At 73.7% G+C, this 14,732-nt stretch carries 14 protein-coding genes; 4 read left to right on the top strand and 10 right to left on the bottom strand.

Features of this window, described 5'->3' with window-relative positions; genetic code table 11:
* Positions 1-20: 20 nt before the first annotated feature.
* Positions 21-875, bottom strand: a complete 855-nt coding sequence (locus ACIHCX_RS02510) for a lysophospholipid acyltransferase family protein (RefSeq protein ID WP_400026593.1) — start codon at positions 873-875, stop codon at positions 21-23.
* Positions 876-1,021: 146 nt separating this feature from the next.
* On the opposite strand from ACIHCX_RS02510, the gene ACIHCX_RS02505 reads away from it, so the two are divergent.
* The gene (locus tag ACIHCX_RS02505; protein WP_400025827.1) at positions 1,022-1,801 is read left to right on the top strand and encodes an alpha/beta hydrolase; all 780 of its coding nucleotides are present in this window, start codon (positions 1,022-1,024) and stop codon (positions 1,799-1,801) included.
* Positions 1,794-2,564 (top strand): hypothetical protein, encoded by a 771-nt coding sequence (locus ACIHCX_RS02500; RefSeq protein WP_400025825.1) that lies wholly within the window; start codon positions 1,794-1,796, stop codon positions 2,562-2,564. Before ACIHCX_RS02505 ends, ACIHCX_RS02500 begins: the two co-directional genes overlap by 8 nt.
* An 86-nt stretch (positions 2,565-2,650) precedes the next feature.
* Here the strand turns inward: ACIHCX_RS02500 and ACIHCX_RS02495 are convergent, their stop codons facing one another.
* From ACIHCX_RS02495 to ACIHCX_RS02470, 6 genes are all read right to left on the bottom strand, one after another.
* Positions 2,651-3,409: an endonuclease/exonuclease/phosphatase family protein gene (locus ACIHCX_RS02495; RefSeq protein WP_400025823.1), complete on the bottom strand. Its 759-nt coding sequence runs from the start codon at positions 3,407-3,409 to the stop codon at positions 2,651-2,653.
* An 88-nt stretch (positions 3,410-3,497) separates the two neighbouring features.
* A complete protein-coding gene (locus tag ACIHCX_RS02490; protein ID WP_400025822.1) occupies positions 3,498-4,451 on the bottom strand; it encodes an ROK family glucokinase in 954 nt (317 codons plus the stop codon).
* Positions 4,452-4,553: 102 nt separating this feature from the next.
* Positions 4,554-5,105 carry a DUF5304 domain-containing protein gene (locus ACIHCX_RS02485; RefSeq protein ID WP_400025821.1) on the bottom strand — a complete coding sequence of 184 codons (552 nt, stop codon included), beginning with the start codon at positions 5,103-5,105 and terminating at the stop codon, positions 4,554-4,556.
* A gap of 57 nt (positions 5,106-5,162) precedes the next feature.
* Positions 5,163-6,332 (bottom strand): ArsA family ATPase, encoded by a 1,170-nt coding sequence (locus ACIHCX_RS02480; RefSeq protein ID WP_400025820.1) that lies wholly within the window; start codon positions 6,330-6,332, stop codon positions 5,163-5,165.
* A gap of 126 nt (positions 6,333-6,458) precedes the next feature.
* Entirely contained in the window at positions 6,459-6,902 is a 444-nt protein-coding gene (locus ACIHCX_RS02475; protein ID WP_400025818.1) for an SRPBCC family protein, read from the bottom strand.
* A 145-nt stretch (positions 6,903-7,047) separates the two neighbouring features.
* The gene (locus ACIHCX_RS02470; RefSeq protein WP_400025816.1) at positions 7,048-7,845 is read right to left on the bottom strand and encodes a metallophosphoesterase; all 798 of its coding nucleotides are present in this window, start codon (positions 7,843-7,845) and stop codon (positions 7,048-7,050) included.
* Between the two features lie 241 nt (positions 7,846-8,086).
* Here ACIHCX_RS02470 and ACIHCX_RS02465 point away from each other — a divergent pair, with 241 nt between their 5' ends.
* Complete coding sequence (locus ACIHCX_RS02465; protein WP_400025814.1) at positions 8,087-9,883, top strand: AMP-dependent synthetase/ligase; 1,797 nt, start codon at positions 8,087-8,089, stop codon at positions 9,881-9,883.
* Positions 9,884-9,928: 45 nt separating this feature from the next.
* On the opposite strand, the gene ACIHCX_RS02460 is transcribed toward ACIHCX_RS02465, so the two are convergent.
* On the bottom strand, positions 9,929-11,071 hold the full coding sequence (locus ACIHCX_RS02460) for a glycosyltransferase family 4 protein (protein WP_400025812.1): 1,143 nt from the start codon (positions 11,069-11,071) through the stop codon (positions 9,929-9,931).
* Between the two features lie 116 nt (positions 11,072-11,187).
* Between ACIHCX_RS02460 and ACIHCX_RS02455 the strand changes: the two genes are divergently transcribed.
* Positions 11,188-12,435, top strand: a complete 1,248-nt coding sequence (locus tag ACIHCX_RS02455) for a glycosyltransferase 87 family protein (protein WP_400025811.1) — start codon at positions 11,188-11,190, stop codon at positions 12,433-12,435.
* On the opposite strand, the gene ACIHCX_RS02450 is transcribed toward ACIHCX_RS02455, so the two are convergent.
* Both ACIHCX_RS02450 and ACIHCX_RS02445 read right to left on the bottom strand, forming a co-directional pair.
* Positions 12,423-13,613: a hypothetical protein gene (locus tag ACIHCX_RS02450; protein ID WP_400025809.1), complete on the bottom strand. Its 1,191-nt coding sequence runs from the start codon at positions 13,611-13,613 to the stop codon at positions 12,423-12,425. The genes ACIHCX_RS02455 and ACIHCX_RS02450 overlap by 13 nt on opposite strands.
* A 32-nt stretch (positions 13,614-13,645) precedes the next feature.
* On the bottom strand, positions 13,646-14,668 hold the full coding sequence (locus ACIHCX_RS02445) for an NlpC/P60 family protein (protein WP_400025807.1): 1,023 nt from the start codon (positions 14,666-14,668) through the stop codon (positions 13,646-13,648).
* Positions 14,669-14,732 lie beyond the last annotated feature (64 nt).

Below are 14,732 nucleotides of genomic sequence, written 5' to 3'. Positions count from 1 at the left end.
TCCCCCCTCGGCGGTTCGCCCTACTCCGCCTGCTTCTCCCTCTGGGCCTGTTGCGTCTCGGCCGCTTCCGTCTCGGGCGCTTCCGTCCCGGCCTGTTGCGTCGGGGCCTGTTCCCTCTCGGCCCGCCCGAGCGCGGCCCGTACGGCCTTCTGGGCCTTGTCGGCCGCCCGCCCCGGCGTCTTGTCCGCTTCCCTGCCGGCCTTGGCCGCCTCCGCGATCTGCCGTTTGGCCGCGGTCGCGTAGATGTCGACGTACTCCTGGCCGGAGAGCTTCATGATCTCGTACATGACCTCGTCCGTCACCGCCCGCAGCACGAAACGGTCGTGCGCGAGGCCCTGGTAGCGGCTGAAGTCCAGCGGCTTGCCGATGCGTATGCCCGGGCGCATCAGCTTGGGGACGACCTTCCCGGGAGGCTGGATCTTCTCGGTGTCGATCATGGCGACCGGGATGACGGGCGCCCCGGTGGCCAGCGCCACGCGGGCCAGGCCGCCCGGCTTGCCGCGGTAGAGCCGCCCGTCGGGCGAGCGGGTGCCCTCCGGGTAGATGCCGAACAGCTCGCCGCGCTCCAGCACCTCTATGCCGCTCTTCACCGCAGCCTCGCCCGCGCCGCGCGTCCCGGAGCGGTCCACCGGGAGCTGGCCCACGCCCTTGAAGAACGCGGCGGTCATCCGGCCCTTCACCCCGGGCGTGGTGAAGTACTCGGCCTTCGCGATGAAGGTGACCTTGCGGTGCAGCATCACCGGCAGGAAGAAGGAGTCCGAGAAGGACAGGTGATTGCTCGCCAGAACGGCGGGGCCCTCGGCCGGGATGTTCTCCAGTCCCTCCACCCAGGGCCGGAAGGCGAGCTTCAGCGGCCCCCCGATGGCGACCTTCATCGTGCCGTAGAACAACCGAGTGCCTTCCTGTGTGTGTCGGTCAGACGATACCGCCGGGTACCGCCTGTGGGGCCGATGGCCCTGGTCGGTGTCAGTACGGTCGCGTACGGTGAAGTACCTGCAATCGACGACCACAGGAGAGCAACGTGCCGGTGCTCCCCGGAGCCGAGCCGTACCGCCACGAGGGCGGCGAGGTCGGCGTCCTCCTCTGCCACGGCTTCACCGGTTCCCCCCAGTCGCTGCGCCCCTGGGGGCGGTACCTCGCCGAGCGCGGCCTGACCGTCTCGCTCCCGCTGCTGCCCGGGCACGGCACGCGCTGGGAGGACATGCAGCTCACCGGCTGGCCCGACTGGTACGCGGAGGTGGACCGCGAGCTGCGGGTCCTGCGCGATTCCTGCGCGCGGGTGTTCGTGGCCGGACTGTCCATGGGCGGCGCGCTGGCGCTGCGGCTGGCTGCCCGGCACGGGGACGCGGTCACGGGCGTCGTGGTCGTCAACCCGGCCAACAAGGTGCACGGTCTGTCGGCGTACGCCCTGCCGGTGGCCCGCCATGTCGTACGGACCACGAAGGGCATCGCGAGCGACATCGCGCTGGAGGGCGCCGCCGAGCTGGGGTACGACCGGGTGCCGCTGCACGCCGCGCACTCGCTCAGGACCTTCTTCCGGATGCTCGACGGCGAGCTGCCGCAGGTCACCCAGCCGCTGCTGCTCCTGCGCAGCCCGCAGGACCATGTGGTGCCGCCGGTCGACTCGGCCCGGATCCTCGGCCGGGTCTCCTCCACGGACGTCACGGAGGCCCTGCTGGAACACAGCTACCACGTCGCGACGTTGGACCATGACGCGGACCGGATCTTCGAGGAGAGCTACGCCTTCATCGGCCGGCTCGCACCCAGTGTCGGCAAGGAAGGGACGACGGCAGGTGGCTGAGCACGACTCCGACCGCGAGAACCGCGACGGCGGTGAGCCGGTGGAGCCGGCCGAACCGGTCACGCCCGCCGGGCCCGCAGGGCCCGTCGAGCCGGCCGAACCCGCCGGACCGGCCGAGCAGCGCGCCGAGCCCGGCGTGCCCGCCGGGAAGGAAGGCGCCGCCTTCGACGAGGAGGCCGCCTGGGCGGCGATCGTCGCCGGGTACGGGCAGGAGCCGCCGGACCCGCCGGGCTCGAGGCCGTTCCGGCCGATCGAGGACCTGGCGCTGCCGCCGGACCCCGGGGCGCCCGACGAGAAGCCGTGGAAGGAGAGGACGGACAGGAAGGACAGGAAGGCCGAGGACGCCGAGGGCGACAAGGACAGCGGGGACGGCGAGGCAGGCGAGAGCGAGAAGGGCCCGGCCGGGCGGCTGGGCGGCTCGGTCTCCTTCGCACCCGGTGTCGGCCGTCCCGGTGCGGGGCCGCGCGACTACTCGCTCGCCGAACCCTCCGAGGACGACTTCGACGAGGGCGACGAGGGCCACTTCGTCCCGCCGGAGCCGCCCCCGCTGCCCTCCGCCGACCCGACCTCGAAGTTCGCCTGGCTCGCGGTGATAGGCGGGCCCGTCCTGCTCCTGCTGGCCGTCCTGTTCGGCTGGGACATGACGTGGTGGCTCGCCATGCTCGGCATCGGCGGCTTCCTGGGCGGCTTCGCGACGCTGGTGATGCGGATGAAGCCGGACGACGATGACGACGACAACCCGGGCCGCGGGGCGGTGGTCTGAGCCGCGGGACCGACCGCACCACCGGCCCCCTGGTCCCGCGACCGGTCCCGCGATCGACCGCGCGCGACCGGCCCCGACCCCCGGTCCTAGGGAAGCGCCGGCACTCTGAGGGCGGCCAGCACCGGCAGGTGGTCCGTGGCCGCCCTCAGGTCCGTCTCCGTCACCCCGTACCGGCCGAGGGGCACCCCGCAGCCGAGGACCTCGACGCCGCGGGTGGCGAAGACCGCGTCGATTCGACGGTGCGGATCGACGGACGTCCAGGTGTCCTCCGCTCCCCAGGGGGCGGTGGCCCAGCCGTCCTGGAGCAGGTCGGCCAGCCGCCGGAACGCCGGCCCCTCAGGCCCCTCGTTGAGGTCGCCGCCCGCTACCGCGTGCGCCACGCCCATCCCGGCCAGCCGGTCCAGAAGCGCGCCGGCCTGCTCGTACCGTTCGGCCGCGTCGAGTGAGAGGTGGCAGCTGACGACGCCGAGCCGGGCGCCCCCGAACCGGACGACCGCCGTGGCAAGGCCCCGCCGGTGCAGCCCGGGGGTGAGCGGCAGCAGGACGTCCTCCGTGCGCTCCACGGTGGCCCTGAGCGAGCAGAGCACCGCCGGGCCCGCGGCCGTCGCACCCCCGGTGAGGACCACCAGGTCCGAGGCCGCGGCGAGCCGGGCCAGCTTCTTGCGCCAGCGGAAGAAGCGCGGCGCCTCCTGGAGGAGCACGAGATCGGGCGCGCAGGCCCGGATCACGCGGGCCAGCGCCTCGGTGTCGTCCCGCATCGAACGGATGTTGTGGCTCAGGACGCGGATGACGGCGGAACCGTCGGGTTCCGTGCGGGAGTTGGGCAGCAGCATGACGATCAACATACGCCGCGGCCCACTCGATGCCGGTACGGCGGCGCCCACCGGTCCCGGACGGACGGGGACGGTGGGCGCGCTCACGGTACGACCGGCGCTACATGATCGGGTCGGGCTCCCGGGCGAGGTCGGCCGCGCCCACCAGACCGGCCTTGTTGCCGAGCTGGGCGGCGAGGACGTCGGCGACCGGGCGCCAGTTGCCGCCGACCAGCCAGCGCTTGTAGGACTTGCGGATCGGGTCCAGGACCAGCTCGCCCTCGTCGGAGAGGCCGCCGCCGACGATGAACGCGGACGGGTCGAAGAGCGAGGCCAGGTCGGCCAGGCCGGCGCCCACCCAGCGGGCCAGCTCGCGGTAGGAGTCGACGGCCACCGGGCAGCCCTGGCGGGCGGCCACGGAGATGTGCTTGCCCTCGATGCCCTCGGGGGTGCCGTCGCCGAGGGCGAGCAGCACCTCCGCGCTCTCGGGGGCGGCGTTGGCGCGCTGCTTGGCGTACCTCACCAGGGCGCGCCCGGAGGCGTACTGCTCCCAGCAGCCCTGCGAACCGCAGCCGCACAGCAGGCCGTCCGGGACCATCCGGATGTGGCCGAACTCGGCGGCCACGCCGAAGTGGCCGCGGCGCAGCTTGTTGCCGATGACGATGCCGCCACCGAGGCCGGTGCCGAGCGTGATGCAGATGACGTTGCGGTGGCCCTTGCCGGCGCCGAACTTGTACTCGCCCCAGGCCGCGGCGTTGGCGTCGTTCTCCACGACGACCGGCAGGGCGACGCGCGCCTCGACCTCCTCCTTCAGCGGCTCGTTGCGCCAGTCGATGTTGGGCGCGAAGTAGACCGTGGAGCGCTGCCGGTTGACGTATCCGGCGGCGCCGATACCCACGCCGACGATCTCGTGCCCCGCGCGTGCGCCCTCCACCGCCGAGGCGATGGCGTCCACGATGGCCGCGGGCGTGGCGGGGGTCGGCACCTTGAAGGTCGAGAGGATGTTGCCTTCCTCGTCGACCACGCCGGCCGCGATCTTCGTGCCGCCGATGTCGACGCCGATGGTGAGTCCCATGAATCCCTCAGTTCCGGTCGAGCCCCGCTACGGCCAACCGTACCCGAGGCCCTGCCGTCGGATTCGCGTCGCAGGGACGGTCGGTGCAAGTCGTCCGGACGGTCAGTCCAGGTCGATGCGCTCGCCGCCGCTGCCCTCGCCGGGGTCGCGGCGGTCGTCGGGGTGGGCGTCCGGGTCGTCCAGTCCGTCCCGCGCGGACTCGCCCGTGCGGGACGACGTCCAGCGGCGCTCCTGGGACTCGACGGCCGAGCGGTACGCGGCGAGGAGTTCACCGCCGGCCGCCGCCAGGTGCTCGAAGACCTCGGGGTTGCGCTCCACGACCGGTTCGACGGCCGCCTTGGCCTGCTGGACCATCTGCCGCACCACCTGTTCGGCCGCGGGTCCGGCGAGCGCGCCGAGCAGCGGCGCCTGGATCGACGACAGCTTGTCGGCGACGGTGTCGACGAACCTGCGCAGCTCCTCGGCGGCCGAGCCGGGCGGCGGGCCGTACTGCTCGCGGCGACGGGCCTGCTCCGCCGCGAGGTCCTCGGCGCAGGCCGTGGACCAGGCGTCGGCGTCCGTGGCGTGCGGAGGGGGGGTGTCCCCACGGCCGCCGGGCTCCTCCTGAGCGGCGTCGTCGCGATGGGCGTCGGACGGTGTGCGCTCTTCGCTCATGGCGGACTCCTGACTACGGTTCGTCCCTCCGACGTTACCCGAACGGGGGTAGGCGCTTCATCTCTCGCGCGGCCACAGCGCGGGGTCCGGCGCGAACCGGATCCGCAGCGCGCCGTCGCGCAGGGCGGCCCCGTCGACGGTGCACCGGCGCAGCGCCGAGGGGAGCGGTACGACGCGGCGGAACGGCCCGGCGGTCACCGCGAGTTCGTCGCCGAGCCGGATGAGGTCCAGTTCCTCCCGTATGGCGCCGGGCAGGGGGATGTGCCACACGAGGACCCCGTCCTCGGCGAGCCGGTCGGTCACGGGCCACTCGATCGGGGCGGCCGCCGGTTGCACGCCGGGCACGGCGAGGGCGGCGAGGTCGTCCAGGCCGCGCGGGTCCCGGCCCAGGTGGGCGGCCGGGTGGACGGCGTACGTCTCGCGCCACTCGTCGAGGGTCTTGCGCTGCTGCGCGACCGGGCCGGCCAGCCAGGAGTCCGCCGCGGTCTCCGGCAGGACCCGGCCGGCGACCAGGCACTCCACGGCCAGCCCGCGCACGGCCAGGCCCAGGGCGGCGCCGCGGACGGCGTCGGCGCCGGCCGGGCCGGGCTCGGCGACCAGGCGTACCCGGGTGCCGCGGTCGGCGACCACCGCGGCCACGGCGGCCAGCTCGACGTCCCAGCGTGCCGCCGTCTCGTACAGCCACTCGGCCGGCATGGGGAGGCCGGCGAGCCGGCCGAGCACCGGCCGCAGGGCGCGGGCCGCCTGCCGCTCGGGCGGGAGCAGCCGGCGCAGATAGCGGCGCAGCTCCTCGGGCAGCGCGAGCAGGGCGAGCGCCTGCGGCGCCGGGGGCAGGTCGACGACCAGCAGCTCGAACCGCTCCGACAGGGCCGCGTCGCGCAGCGCGCGCAGCAGGGCGAGTTCCTCGGCGCCCGGCAGCGGGGTGACCTCCTCGGGGTCCAGACGCGTGGCCCCGAGCAGGTCGAGCACCTGGCCCGCGCGGTCCTGGAAGGCGGCGAGGTCGGTCCGGAAGCCGGTCGCCGCGTCGGGGCGCCAGGCGGTCAGCCCCGGTACGACGGGCACCGGCTCGGCACCCGTCGGCACCCCGAGCGCCGCGCCGAGGGAGTCCGTGCGGTCGGCGCTGAGCACGAGGGTCTGGACGCCGTCACGGGCGGCGGTCAGTGCGGTGGCGGCGGCGACGGTCGTACGGCCGCTGCCGCCCGGGCCCGTGATCAGGAGGGTGCGCATGACGTTGAACGGTAGCTGGCTTCGACGGCTCGGTCGCCCACGGGCGCGCCCTTCGGCCTCGCACCCGGCGCCCGGGCAGGCGGGCCCCGGGTGGGCGCCTGCTGCTCCGCCGTGGGCCGCGCGGGCCTACTTCTCGCCCGACTCCACGCGCTTCTTCAGGCCCGCGAGGGCCCGGTCGATGATGACCTTCTCGGCCTTGCGCTTGATCATGCCGAGCATGGGGATCTTGACGTCGACGGTGAGGAGGTAGGTCACCTCGGTGGCGTGCACGCCCGCGGGCTTGAGGACGTAGGAGCCGTCCAGGGAGCGCAGCATCTGGGACTTCACCAGGGTCCAGGAGACCTCGTGGTCGCCGGTCCAGGTGTAGGCGAGGGTCTGGTCGTCCTTGATGGCGCCCGCGTCCATGACGAGGCGGACCTGGTGGGCACGGCCCTGCTCGTCCGTCTTGAGGACCTCGGCCTCCTTCACCTCGCCGGTCCAGTCGGGGTAGCGGGCGAAGTCGGCGATCACGGCCATGACGTCGGCCGGTGGCGCCTCGATCGTGATGCTCGAGCTGGTGTGTTCCGCCATCGCCGTGGATCCTCCAGATGCGGGCCGGTAGTGCGGCCGGGTGAGGCCGGTGGTGCGCTCCTCGTGCGCACGTGTGTGCAGCGTGAAGGCTACCGCGCGCCCGGCCGCCGGACTCCACCCCCGCCTGGGCGATCGGCCGGAATGGTCACCATTCGAGCACCCAGGGCCGGCCGCTCCCGGCGAAGTGCCCCACGTTCACGCATTCGGTCGCGCCGATCCTCATCCGCCGCACCAGCGGCTGGTGGACGTGGCCGAAGAGGGCGTACCGGGGCCGGGTGCGCCGGATGGCCTCCAGCAGGGCGCGGCTGCCCCGCTCGAAGCGGCGCGCGACGGTGTCGTAGACGAGTTCCGGCACCTCGGGCGGGATGTGCGTGCACAGCACGTCGACCTCGCCGACCGCCTCGATCTTCGCCGCGTACTCCTCGTCGCCGATCTCGAAGGGGGTGCGCATGGGGGTGCGCAGGCCGCCGCCGACGAAGCCGAAGACACGGCCCCCGATCTCCACCCGCTCGCCGTCGAGCACGGTGGTGCCCTCGCGGGCGTACTCCTTCCACAGCGTCGGCATGTCGACGTTCCCGTAGGTGGCGTACGTCGGAGCGGGGAAGGCGGCGAAGAGTTCCGCGTACTGCTTGCGCACCGCCCGCTCCATCACCGCCGCCCGGTCGCCGTCGACACCCGCCCACAGCCGGGCGCCGAACTCGCGTGCCTCGGCGAAGCGGCGGGCGGTGCGCAGCTCGACGATGTGGTCGGCGTTCGCCACGCCGAACAGGTCGGGGAAGATCCCGCGCGAGTGGTCGGCGTAGTCGAGGAAGAGGATCAGGTCGCCGAGGCACACCAGGGCGTCGGCGCCCTCTCCGGCCCGGGCCAGGTCCCGCACGTTGCCGTGCACGTCGCTGACCACATGGATGCGCGTTCTGCCGTGACGGGCCGATGTGGGTGCCATGGCGATCAAGCGTAGGCGGGCGTGGCATACGTGAACAGTGGCGGCCGGAAACGCCGTTACTGGCCGGTGGTTCAACGGGTCGACTACTGTGCGCAGGGGAACGTCGATCCGTGTGACGCAGCGAACATCTCGCCGGGTCCCCCTGTCGAAGAACCATACCGGCGGGTAACGTCCGGCCCGTCCCATCGTTTCTGGATTTCAACTACGTCGTGGCGCCGGCGCCCTATGAGGAGCAGCAGACTTGCGCGAGTTCAGCCTTCCGGCTCTGTACGAGGTTCCTGCGGACGGGAATCTGACCGACATCGTCCGCAGAAACGCCGCGCAGCATCCCGACGTCGCCGTCATCGCCCGCAAGGTGGACGGCGTCTGGCGGGACGTCACGGCACGGGCCTTCCTCGCCGAGGTGCACGCCGCCGCCAAGGGTCTGATCGCCTCCGGCATCCAGCCCGGCGACCGGGTCGGCCTGATGTCCCGTACGCGCTACGAGTGGACGCTGCTGGACTTCGCGATCTGGAGCGCGGGCGCGATCACCGTGCCGGTGTACGAGACCAGTTCGCCGGAGCAGGTGCGGTGGATCCTCGGCGACTCCGGCGCGACCGCGTGCGTCGTGGAGCTGGACCAGCACGCAGCCGCCGTCGAGGCGGTGCGCGACACGCTGCCCGCGCTGAAGAACCTCTGGCAGATCGAGGCCGGCGGGGTCGAGGAGCTGGTCCGGGCCGGCCGGGACATCAGCGACGCCGCGGTGGAGGAACGCGGCTCGCTGGCGAAGGCCGACGACCCGGCGACCATCGTGTACACCAGTGGCACCACCGGCCGCCCCAAGGGCTGCGTGCTCACCCACCGCGCCTTCTTCGCCGAGTGCGGCAACGTCGTGGAGCGGCTGCGCCCGCTGTTCCGCACCGGCGAGTGCTCGGTGCTGCTCTTCCTGCCGCTGGCGCACGTCTTCGGCCGGCTGGTCCAGGTCGCCCCGATGATGGCGCCGATCAAGCTGGGCTGCGTCCCGGACATCAAGAACCTCACCGACGAGCTGGCCGCGTTCCGCCCCACGCTGATCCTCGGTGTCCCGCGGGTCTTCGAGAAGGTCTACAACGGGGCGCGCGCCAAGGCGCAGGCGGACGGCAAGGGCCGGATCTTCGACAGGGCGGCCGACACGGCGATCGCCTACAGCAAGGCACTGGACAGCTCCTCGGGTCCCTCGCTCGGGCTGCGGATCAAGCACAAGGTGTTCGACAAGCTGGTCTACGGCAAGCTGCGCGCGGTGCTCGGCGGGCGCGGCGAGTACGCCATCTCCGGCGGCGCTCCGCTCGGCGAGCGCCTCGGCCACTTCTACCGCGGTATCGGCTTCACGGTCCTGGAGGGCTACGGCCTGACCGAGTCCTGCGCGGCGACCGCCTTCAACCCCTGGGACCGGCAGAAGATCGGCACGGTCGGCCAGCCGCTGCCCGGCTCGGTGATCCGCATCGCGGACGACGGGGAGGTGCTGCTGCACGGCGAGCACCTGTTCAAGGAGTACTGGAACAACCCCGGTGCGACCCGTCAGGCGCTGGCCGACGGCTGGTTCCACACCGGTGACATCGGCACGCTCGACGAGGACGGCTACCTCAGGATCACCGGCCGCAAGAAGGAGATCATCGTCACCGCGGGCGGCAAGAACGTCGCCCCGGCCGTGATCGAGGACCGCATCCGGGCGCACGCGCTGGTCGCGGAGTGCATGGTGGTGGGCGACGGGCGGCCGTTCGTGGGCGCGCTGATCACCCTCGACGAGGACTTCCTGCACCGCTGGTGCGCCGAGCACGGCAAGCCGGCGGACTCCACCGCACAGTCGCTGCGCGAGGACCCGGACCTGAACGCGGCGATCCAGGCGGCGGTCGACGACGGCAACGCCGCGGTGTCGAAGGCGGAGTCGGTGCGGAAGTTCCGCATCCTGTCCTCCCAGTTCACGGAGGAGTCGGGGCACCTCACCCCGTCGCTGAAGCTCAAACGGAACGTGGTGGCGGAGCACTACGCGGACGAGATCGAGGCGCTCTACGCCAAGTAGCGCGCCGCTCCCCCGCAGCAGTTCCCACAGCGGTTCTTCCAGGTCCTACAGCAGTTCCTCCAGCCGCTGGGCCAGCAGGTCCCACCGCCATTTCTCCTCGACCCAGGAGCGTCCCCGCTCCCCCATGCGGCGGCGCAGCTCCGCGTCCCCCAGGAGCGTGACGACGCGGTCGGCGGCCTCCTCGGGGGAGCCGCCGCGCACGACCCAGCCGGTCTCGCCGTCGAGCACCGCGTCGGGCGCGCCGCCGGAGTCGCCGGCGACGACGGGCAGTCCGGTCGCGGACGCCTCCAGATAGACGATGCCGAGCCCCTCGACGTCGAGTCCGCCGCGCCGGGTGCGGCAGGGCATGGCGAAGACGTCGCCGGCGCCGTAGTGCGCGGGCAGTTCGGCCCAGGGCACCGCGCCGGTGAAGCGCACGGAGCCGGACACCCCGGTCCGCTCCGCCAGGGCGCGCAGATCCCTCTCGTACGGTCCACCGCCGACGATCAGCAGCACGGTGTCCGGCTCGGCGGCCAGGATCCGGGGCATGGCCTGGATCAGCGTGTCCTGCCCCTTGCGCCTGACCAGCCGCGAGACGCACACGACCACCGGCCGGTCGGTGAGCCCGAGCCGGGCCCGCACCGCGTCGCCGCCCGAGCCGGGGTGGAACGTCTTCTCGTCGACGCCCGGGGGCAGTCGCACCATCCGCCCGGCCGCCTCGGGGGTCAGCGCGGTGGCGATCCGGGAGCGGGTGTACTCGCCGAGGTAGGTGATCGTGTCCGTCGACTCCCCGACGCGGCGCAGGAGCCCGCGGGCGGCGGGCAGTTGCGCCCAGCCCGCCTCGTGCCCGTGGGTGGTGGCCACCAGCCGCTCGGCGCCCGCCCTCCTCAGGGCCGGCGCCATCAGGCCGAGCGGCGCCGCCGCGCCGAACCACACCGCCGTGCACCCGTGTTCCCGCAGCAGCCCGACCGCGCGCCGGGTCGCGCCCGGCGTCGGCAGCAGCATCGTCGTGCGGTCGCGTACGACGGTGAAGGGCTGCTCCGCGTCGAAGGCCGCCGTCGCCTCGGCGCCCTCCCGGCCCCGCTTCCACGTGGAGGCGTAGACGACCAGCCGCTCCGGGTCCAGGCGCAGCGCCATGTTGTGCAAAAACGCCTGGATCCCGCCCGGCCGCGGCGGAAAGTCGTTGGTCACGATGAGGGTCTTGCGCACAACCGCCGACCCTACCGAACCCGGCCGAGCCCACCGGCCACGGCCGTGCCGCACGCCCCGCGACGGCCGGCCGCGAGATCATGTGCCCCGCAGGTGGACGCGCGGAGAGGGGTCGGGTGGGCGAAACGGGAGACCGGCGGGGGCTCGCCGGGGTGCTGGTGGTCTGGGGCGTCAGCCGGGTCGCGCTGCTGCTCCTCACGTTCGGGGTGTTCCGCTTCCCGGGTCCCGACGACGTCACGACGGACCTGTCGGTGATCTACCAGGGCTGGTACGAGGTGCTGCGGCAGGGCGCCTTCCCGGCCGGCGACGTGACCTGGCAGTACCCGCCCGCCGCCGCGCTGGCGATCCTCTCCCCCGCCGTCCTGCCCTTCCTCGACTACGCCACGGCCTTCCAGGTCCTGGCCCTGCTGGCCGACCTGGCGGTGCTGTGCCTGCTGCTGTGCACCGGACGGCGGCCCGGCCGGCCGCTGCGCGGGGCCTGGGTGTGGACGGCGGGCGCTCCCCTGCTCGGCCCGGTCCTGTACGCCCGCTACGACGTGATGGTGACGGCGGTGGCCGTGGCCGCGCTGCTCGCGGGCGTCCGGCATCCGCGCGCGATGGGCACGCTCGCCGGTTTCGGGGCGCTGCTGAAGGTGTGGCCTCTCCTGCTGCTGCCGGGCCTGCGGGGCGCGGTCGGGCGCCGTGCGTGGACGGCGGCGGCGGTGACCGTGGCGGTGCTCGCCTCGCTGTGCGCGCTCACCGTGCCCGGTGCCCTGTCCTTCGTGACCGCGCAGCGCGACCGGGGCCTGGAGGTGGAGGCGCCGGCCGCGCTCGTCCTCCACGGGGCGCGGCACTTCGGCTGGAACGGACAGGTGCTGCTCCGCTACGGCTCGCTGGAGTTCGCCGGCCCGCACACCGACGTGGTCGGCACCGCCTCCCTGGCCCTGACCGCGGCGGCCTTCGGCTGGCTGCTGCTGTGGCGGCTGCGGGCCCGCCGCTTCCGTCCGGACACGGCCGCCCGGGCCGCGTTCACGGCCGTGCTGCTGTTCACGGTCACCAGCCGCGTCCTCAGCCCCCAGTACCTGGTGTGGCTGATCGGGCTGGCCGCCGTCTGCCGGTGCTTCCCAGACGACGGTATGCGGCTGCCGGCGGGCCTCGTCCTGGCGGCGGCCCCGGTGACGGCCCTGGAGTTCCCGGTGTACTTCGCGCACGTCGTCGCGAGCGACCGCCTCGGCGTCGGCCTCCTGCTGCTGCGCAACGGCCTGCTGGTGGCCGCGTGCGTGACCGCCTGCCGGACCCTGTGGCGCTCGACGGTCCCTGCGGCACCCAGGAGGCGGCGACCGGACCGGACCGCCCGGGCCACCGCCGTCGATCAGCCCAGCTGACGTCCGAGGTATGCGCGCCACTGCTCGGTGAACCGCTCCAGAGTGATGCCGAGGACCTTCCGCAGGGCGTCCTCGACCGCGCCCTCACGGGCGCCGTGGGCGCCGACGGAGCGGTAGAAGTCGTCGAGGCGCCGCTCGCCCCACCGGTCGGCGATCATGCGGCAGGCCATCCAGCCGCTCTCGTAGGCCCGGGCGAGCCGGGCCGGGTCGCCGGCGAAGCCGAAGTCCGAGTCGGCCGGCAGGGCGGCGGGGACGTTCCCGTCGGCCACGGCGCCGCGCAGTTCGGGCGCGGTCTCGTCCGCGGTGCGGCCGGTGCCGCGGTAGCCGACCCAGTCCGCGTAACCCTCGGAGAGCCACAGCGGGGTGGCGGCGTTGGTGTGGGCGCGGGTGGCGACGTGGGTCGTCTCGTGCGTGAGGACGACCTGCTTGCCGAGCGACCCGAGCATGCCGTAGGCGGCGGGGTTGACGATGATCCGGTCCGCGGGCGCCGAGCCCGATCCCCCGGTCTCGCCCGTGGTGACGGCGGCGATCCCGCGGTACTCGGAGACGGGCGAGCCGAGCAGTTCCGCCATGCCCTCCAGGGACTTGGGGACCAGCAGGACGACGTGCCGGCTCCAGTCCGTGCCCCACGCGTCCGACACCGCGGGTATCGCACGGTCGGCCAGGTCGGCGTAGCCGCGCAGGACCGCGGCGGTGTGTCCGACGCCGAGCACGAGGCTGCTCCGCCCGTGGACCACCGAGACCGTGCCCTGGTCCCACAGTTGCTCGGCGGACTTCTTCTCCGGACGGTCGGATTCGACGTACCACTTCCCGTCGGCGCCGGTGGACAGGGTCAGCGTGCGGCCGGAGGTGACGGGTGCCTGGTCGTAACCGGCAATCCGGTAGCTCAGTTCGGCCCGCGCGACCGCGGTGCCGCCGCTGCGGCGCAGGCTCTTCAGCCGGTAGGACCAGGCCGTCAGCGGGACGGCCCGCAGCCGCGCGTACGGGGCCCGGGTCCCGGTGGCGGCGTACGCCGCCGGATCGTGGTGCAGGACCGCCGCCGCGCGCTGGTCGAGCACCCGCTGCGCCTCGGCCTTCGCGGTGTCGGCCGCGGACGGCCCGCCGCATGCCGTCAGCGACGCCAGCAGCAGGCACACCGCCAGGACCGAGGAATGCGACGCCCGCCCACGACCAGCCATTGCCCGATCGTACGGCGGCACCGGGACGGCCGTCAGACCCTGGTGACCGACGAGATCGGCATCATGTTCACCGGGGCGTAGCGCACCGGCGCGCCCGGATGGGGCGCGTGGATCACCCGGCCATTGCCCGCGTACATCGCGACATGGCCGGCGTCGGAGCGGTAGACGACCAGGTCGCCGGGCCGGGCCTGCGACAACGGGATCCGCCGGCCCGCGTTGCGCTGCTCCTGCGAGGTGCGCGGCAGATGCACTCCGGCCTGCGCGTACGACCACTGCATCAGGCCCGAACAGTCGAACGCCGTGGGCCCGTTGGCACCCCAGACGTAGGGGCGGCCGAGGGCGGACCGGGCGGCGGCGAGGGCGGCGGCCGCGCGGGCGGAGGCGGCCGGTCCGGCATCGAGGCCGGGCAGCAGGTCCTCGCGGCCGAGGCGGGAGGCCCGGTCGTAGGCCGCGCGCTCCGACGGGGACAGGGAGCCGAGGACCTGCTGGGCCCTGGCGAGTTTCTGCTCGACCGTCCGCTTGTGGGCCGCGACCTCCTTGCGGCTCCGGTCCAGTTCGGCGAGGGACCGGGTGGCCTCGGCACGGTCCTGGGAGAGTTCGCGCAACACCCGCCGCAGGTTCTTCAGCTCGCCGGCCTGATGGTCGGTGATCCGGTCGAGCGTGGCGGCCTTGTCGAGGTAGTCGGCCGGGTCGCGGGAGAACAGCAGGGCGATCGACGGGTCGAATCCGGAGCGGTACTGGGCTCCGGCCAGCGAACCCAGCGTCTCCCTGAGGTCGTTGACGCGCTGCTGCCGTCGGGCGATGCGGTCCTGGACGTCGTGCACCCGGGTGCGCAGGAGGTCGGCGCGCTCGCCTGCCTTGTCGAAGGCCTCGGTCGCCTTCTCGGCCTCCTGGTAGAGGCGGTCGATCTCGGACCGGGCGTCGCCGTGCGGCGCGGCGACGGCCGAGGTGGCCGGTACGGCGCCGAGGGCGGCGGCCGCGACGGACAGGACGCAGAACGCGGCGCCCGCGCCCCGGTCGGACCCGGACGGTGCCGGGCGGCGATGAGACCCCACGGGAAGCCGTACTCCCTCCACTGGCGGACACTGACCGCCTCCCGGGTCCGAAGCGCCGAGCGCC

Origin of the sequence: Streptomyces sp. NPDC052043 (assembly GCF_044548235.1) — a bacterium.
GTDB lineage: Bacteria > Actinomycetota > Actinomycetes > Streptomycetales > Streptomycetaceae > Streptomyces.
The sequence above is the reverse complement of the archived record's forward strand: the minus strand, read 5'-3'. Positions and strand labels throughout refer to the sequence as shown.

Coding starts and splice junctions, on each gene's coding strand:
- ACIHCX_RS02510 (WP_400026593.1), bottom strand. CDS start 875: ATGAAGGTCGCCATCGGGGGGCCGCTGAAGCTCGCCTTCCGGCCCTGG.
- ACIHCX_RS02495 (WP_400025823.1), bottom strand. CDS start 3,409: ATGTTGATCGTCATGCTGCTGCCCAACTCCCGCACGGAACCCGACGGT.
- ACIHCX_RS02490 (WP_400025822.1), bottom strand. CDS start 4,451: ATGGGACTCACCATCGGCGTCGACATCGGCGGCACGAAGATCGCGGCC.
- ACIHCX_RS02485 (WP_400025821.1), bottom strand. CDS start 5,105: ATGAGCGAAGAGCGCACACCGTCCGACGCCCATCGCGACGACGCCGCT.
- ACIHCX_RS02480 (WP_400025820.1), bottom strand. CDS start 6,332: ATGCGCACCCTCCTGATCACGGGCCCGGGCGGCAGCGGCCGTACGACC.
- ACIHCX_RS02475 (WP_400025818.1), bottom strand. CDS start 6,902: ATGGCGGAACACACCAGCTCGAGCATCACGATCGAGGCGCCACCGGCC.
- ACIHCX_RS02470 (WP_400025816.1), bottom strand. CDS start 7,845: ATGGCACCCACATCGGCCCGTCACGGCAGAACGCGCATCCATGTGGTC.
- ACIHCX_RS02450 (WP_400025809.1), bottom strand. CDS start 13,613: ATGGCTGGTCGTGGGCGGGCGTCGCATTCCTCGGTCCTGGCGGTGTGC.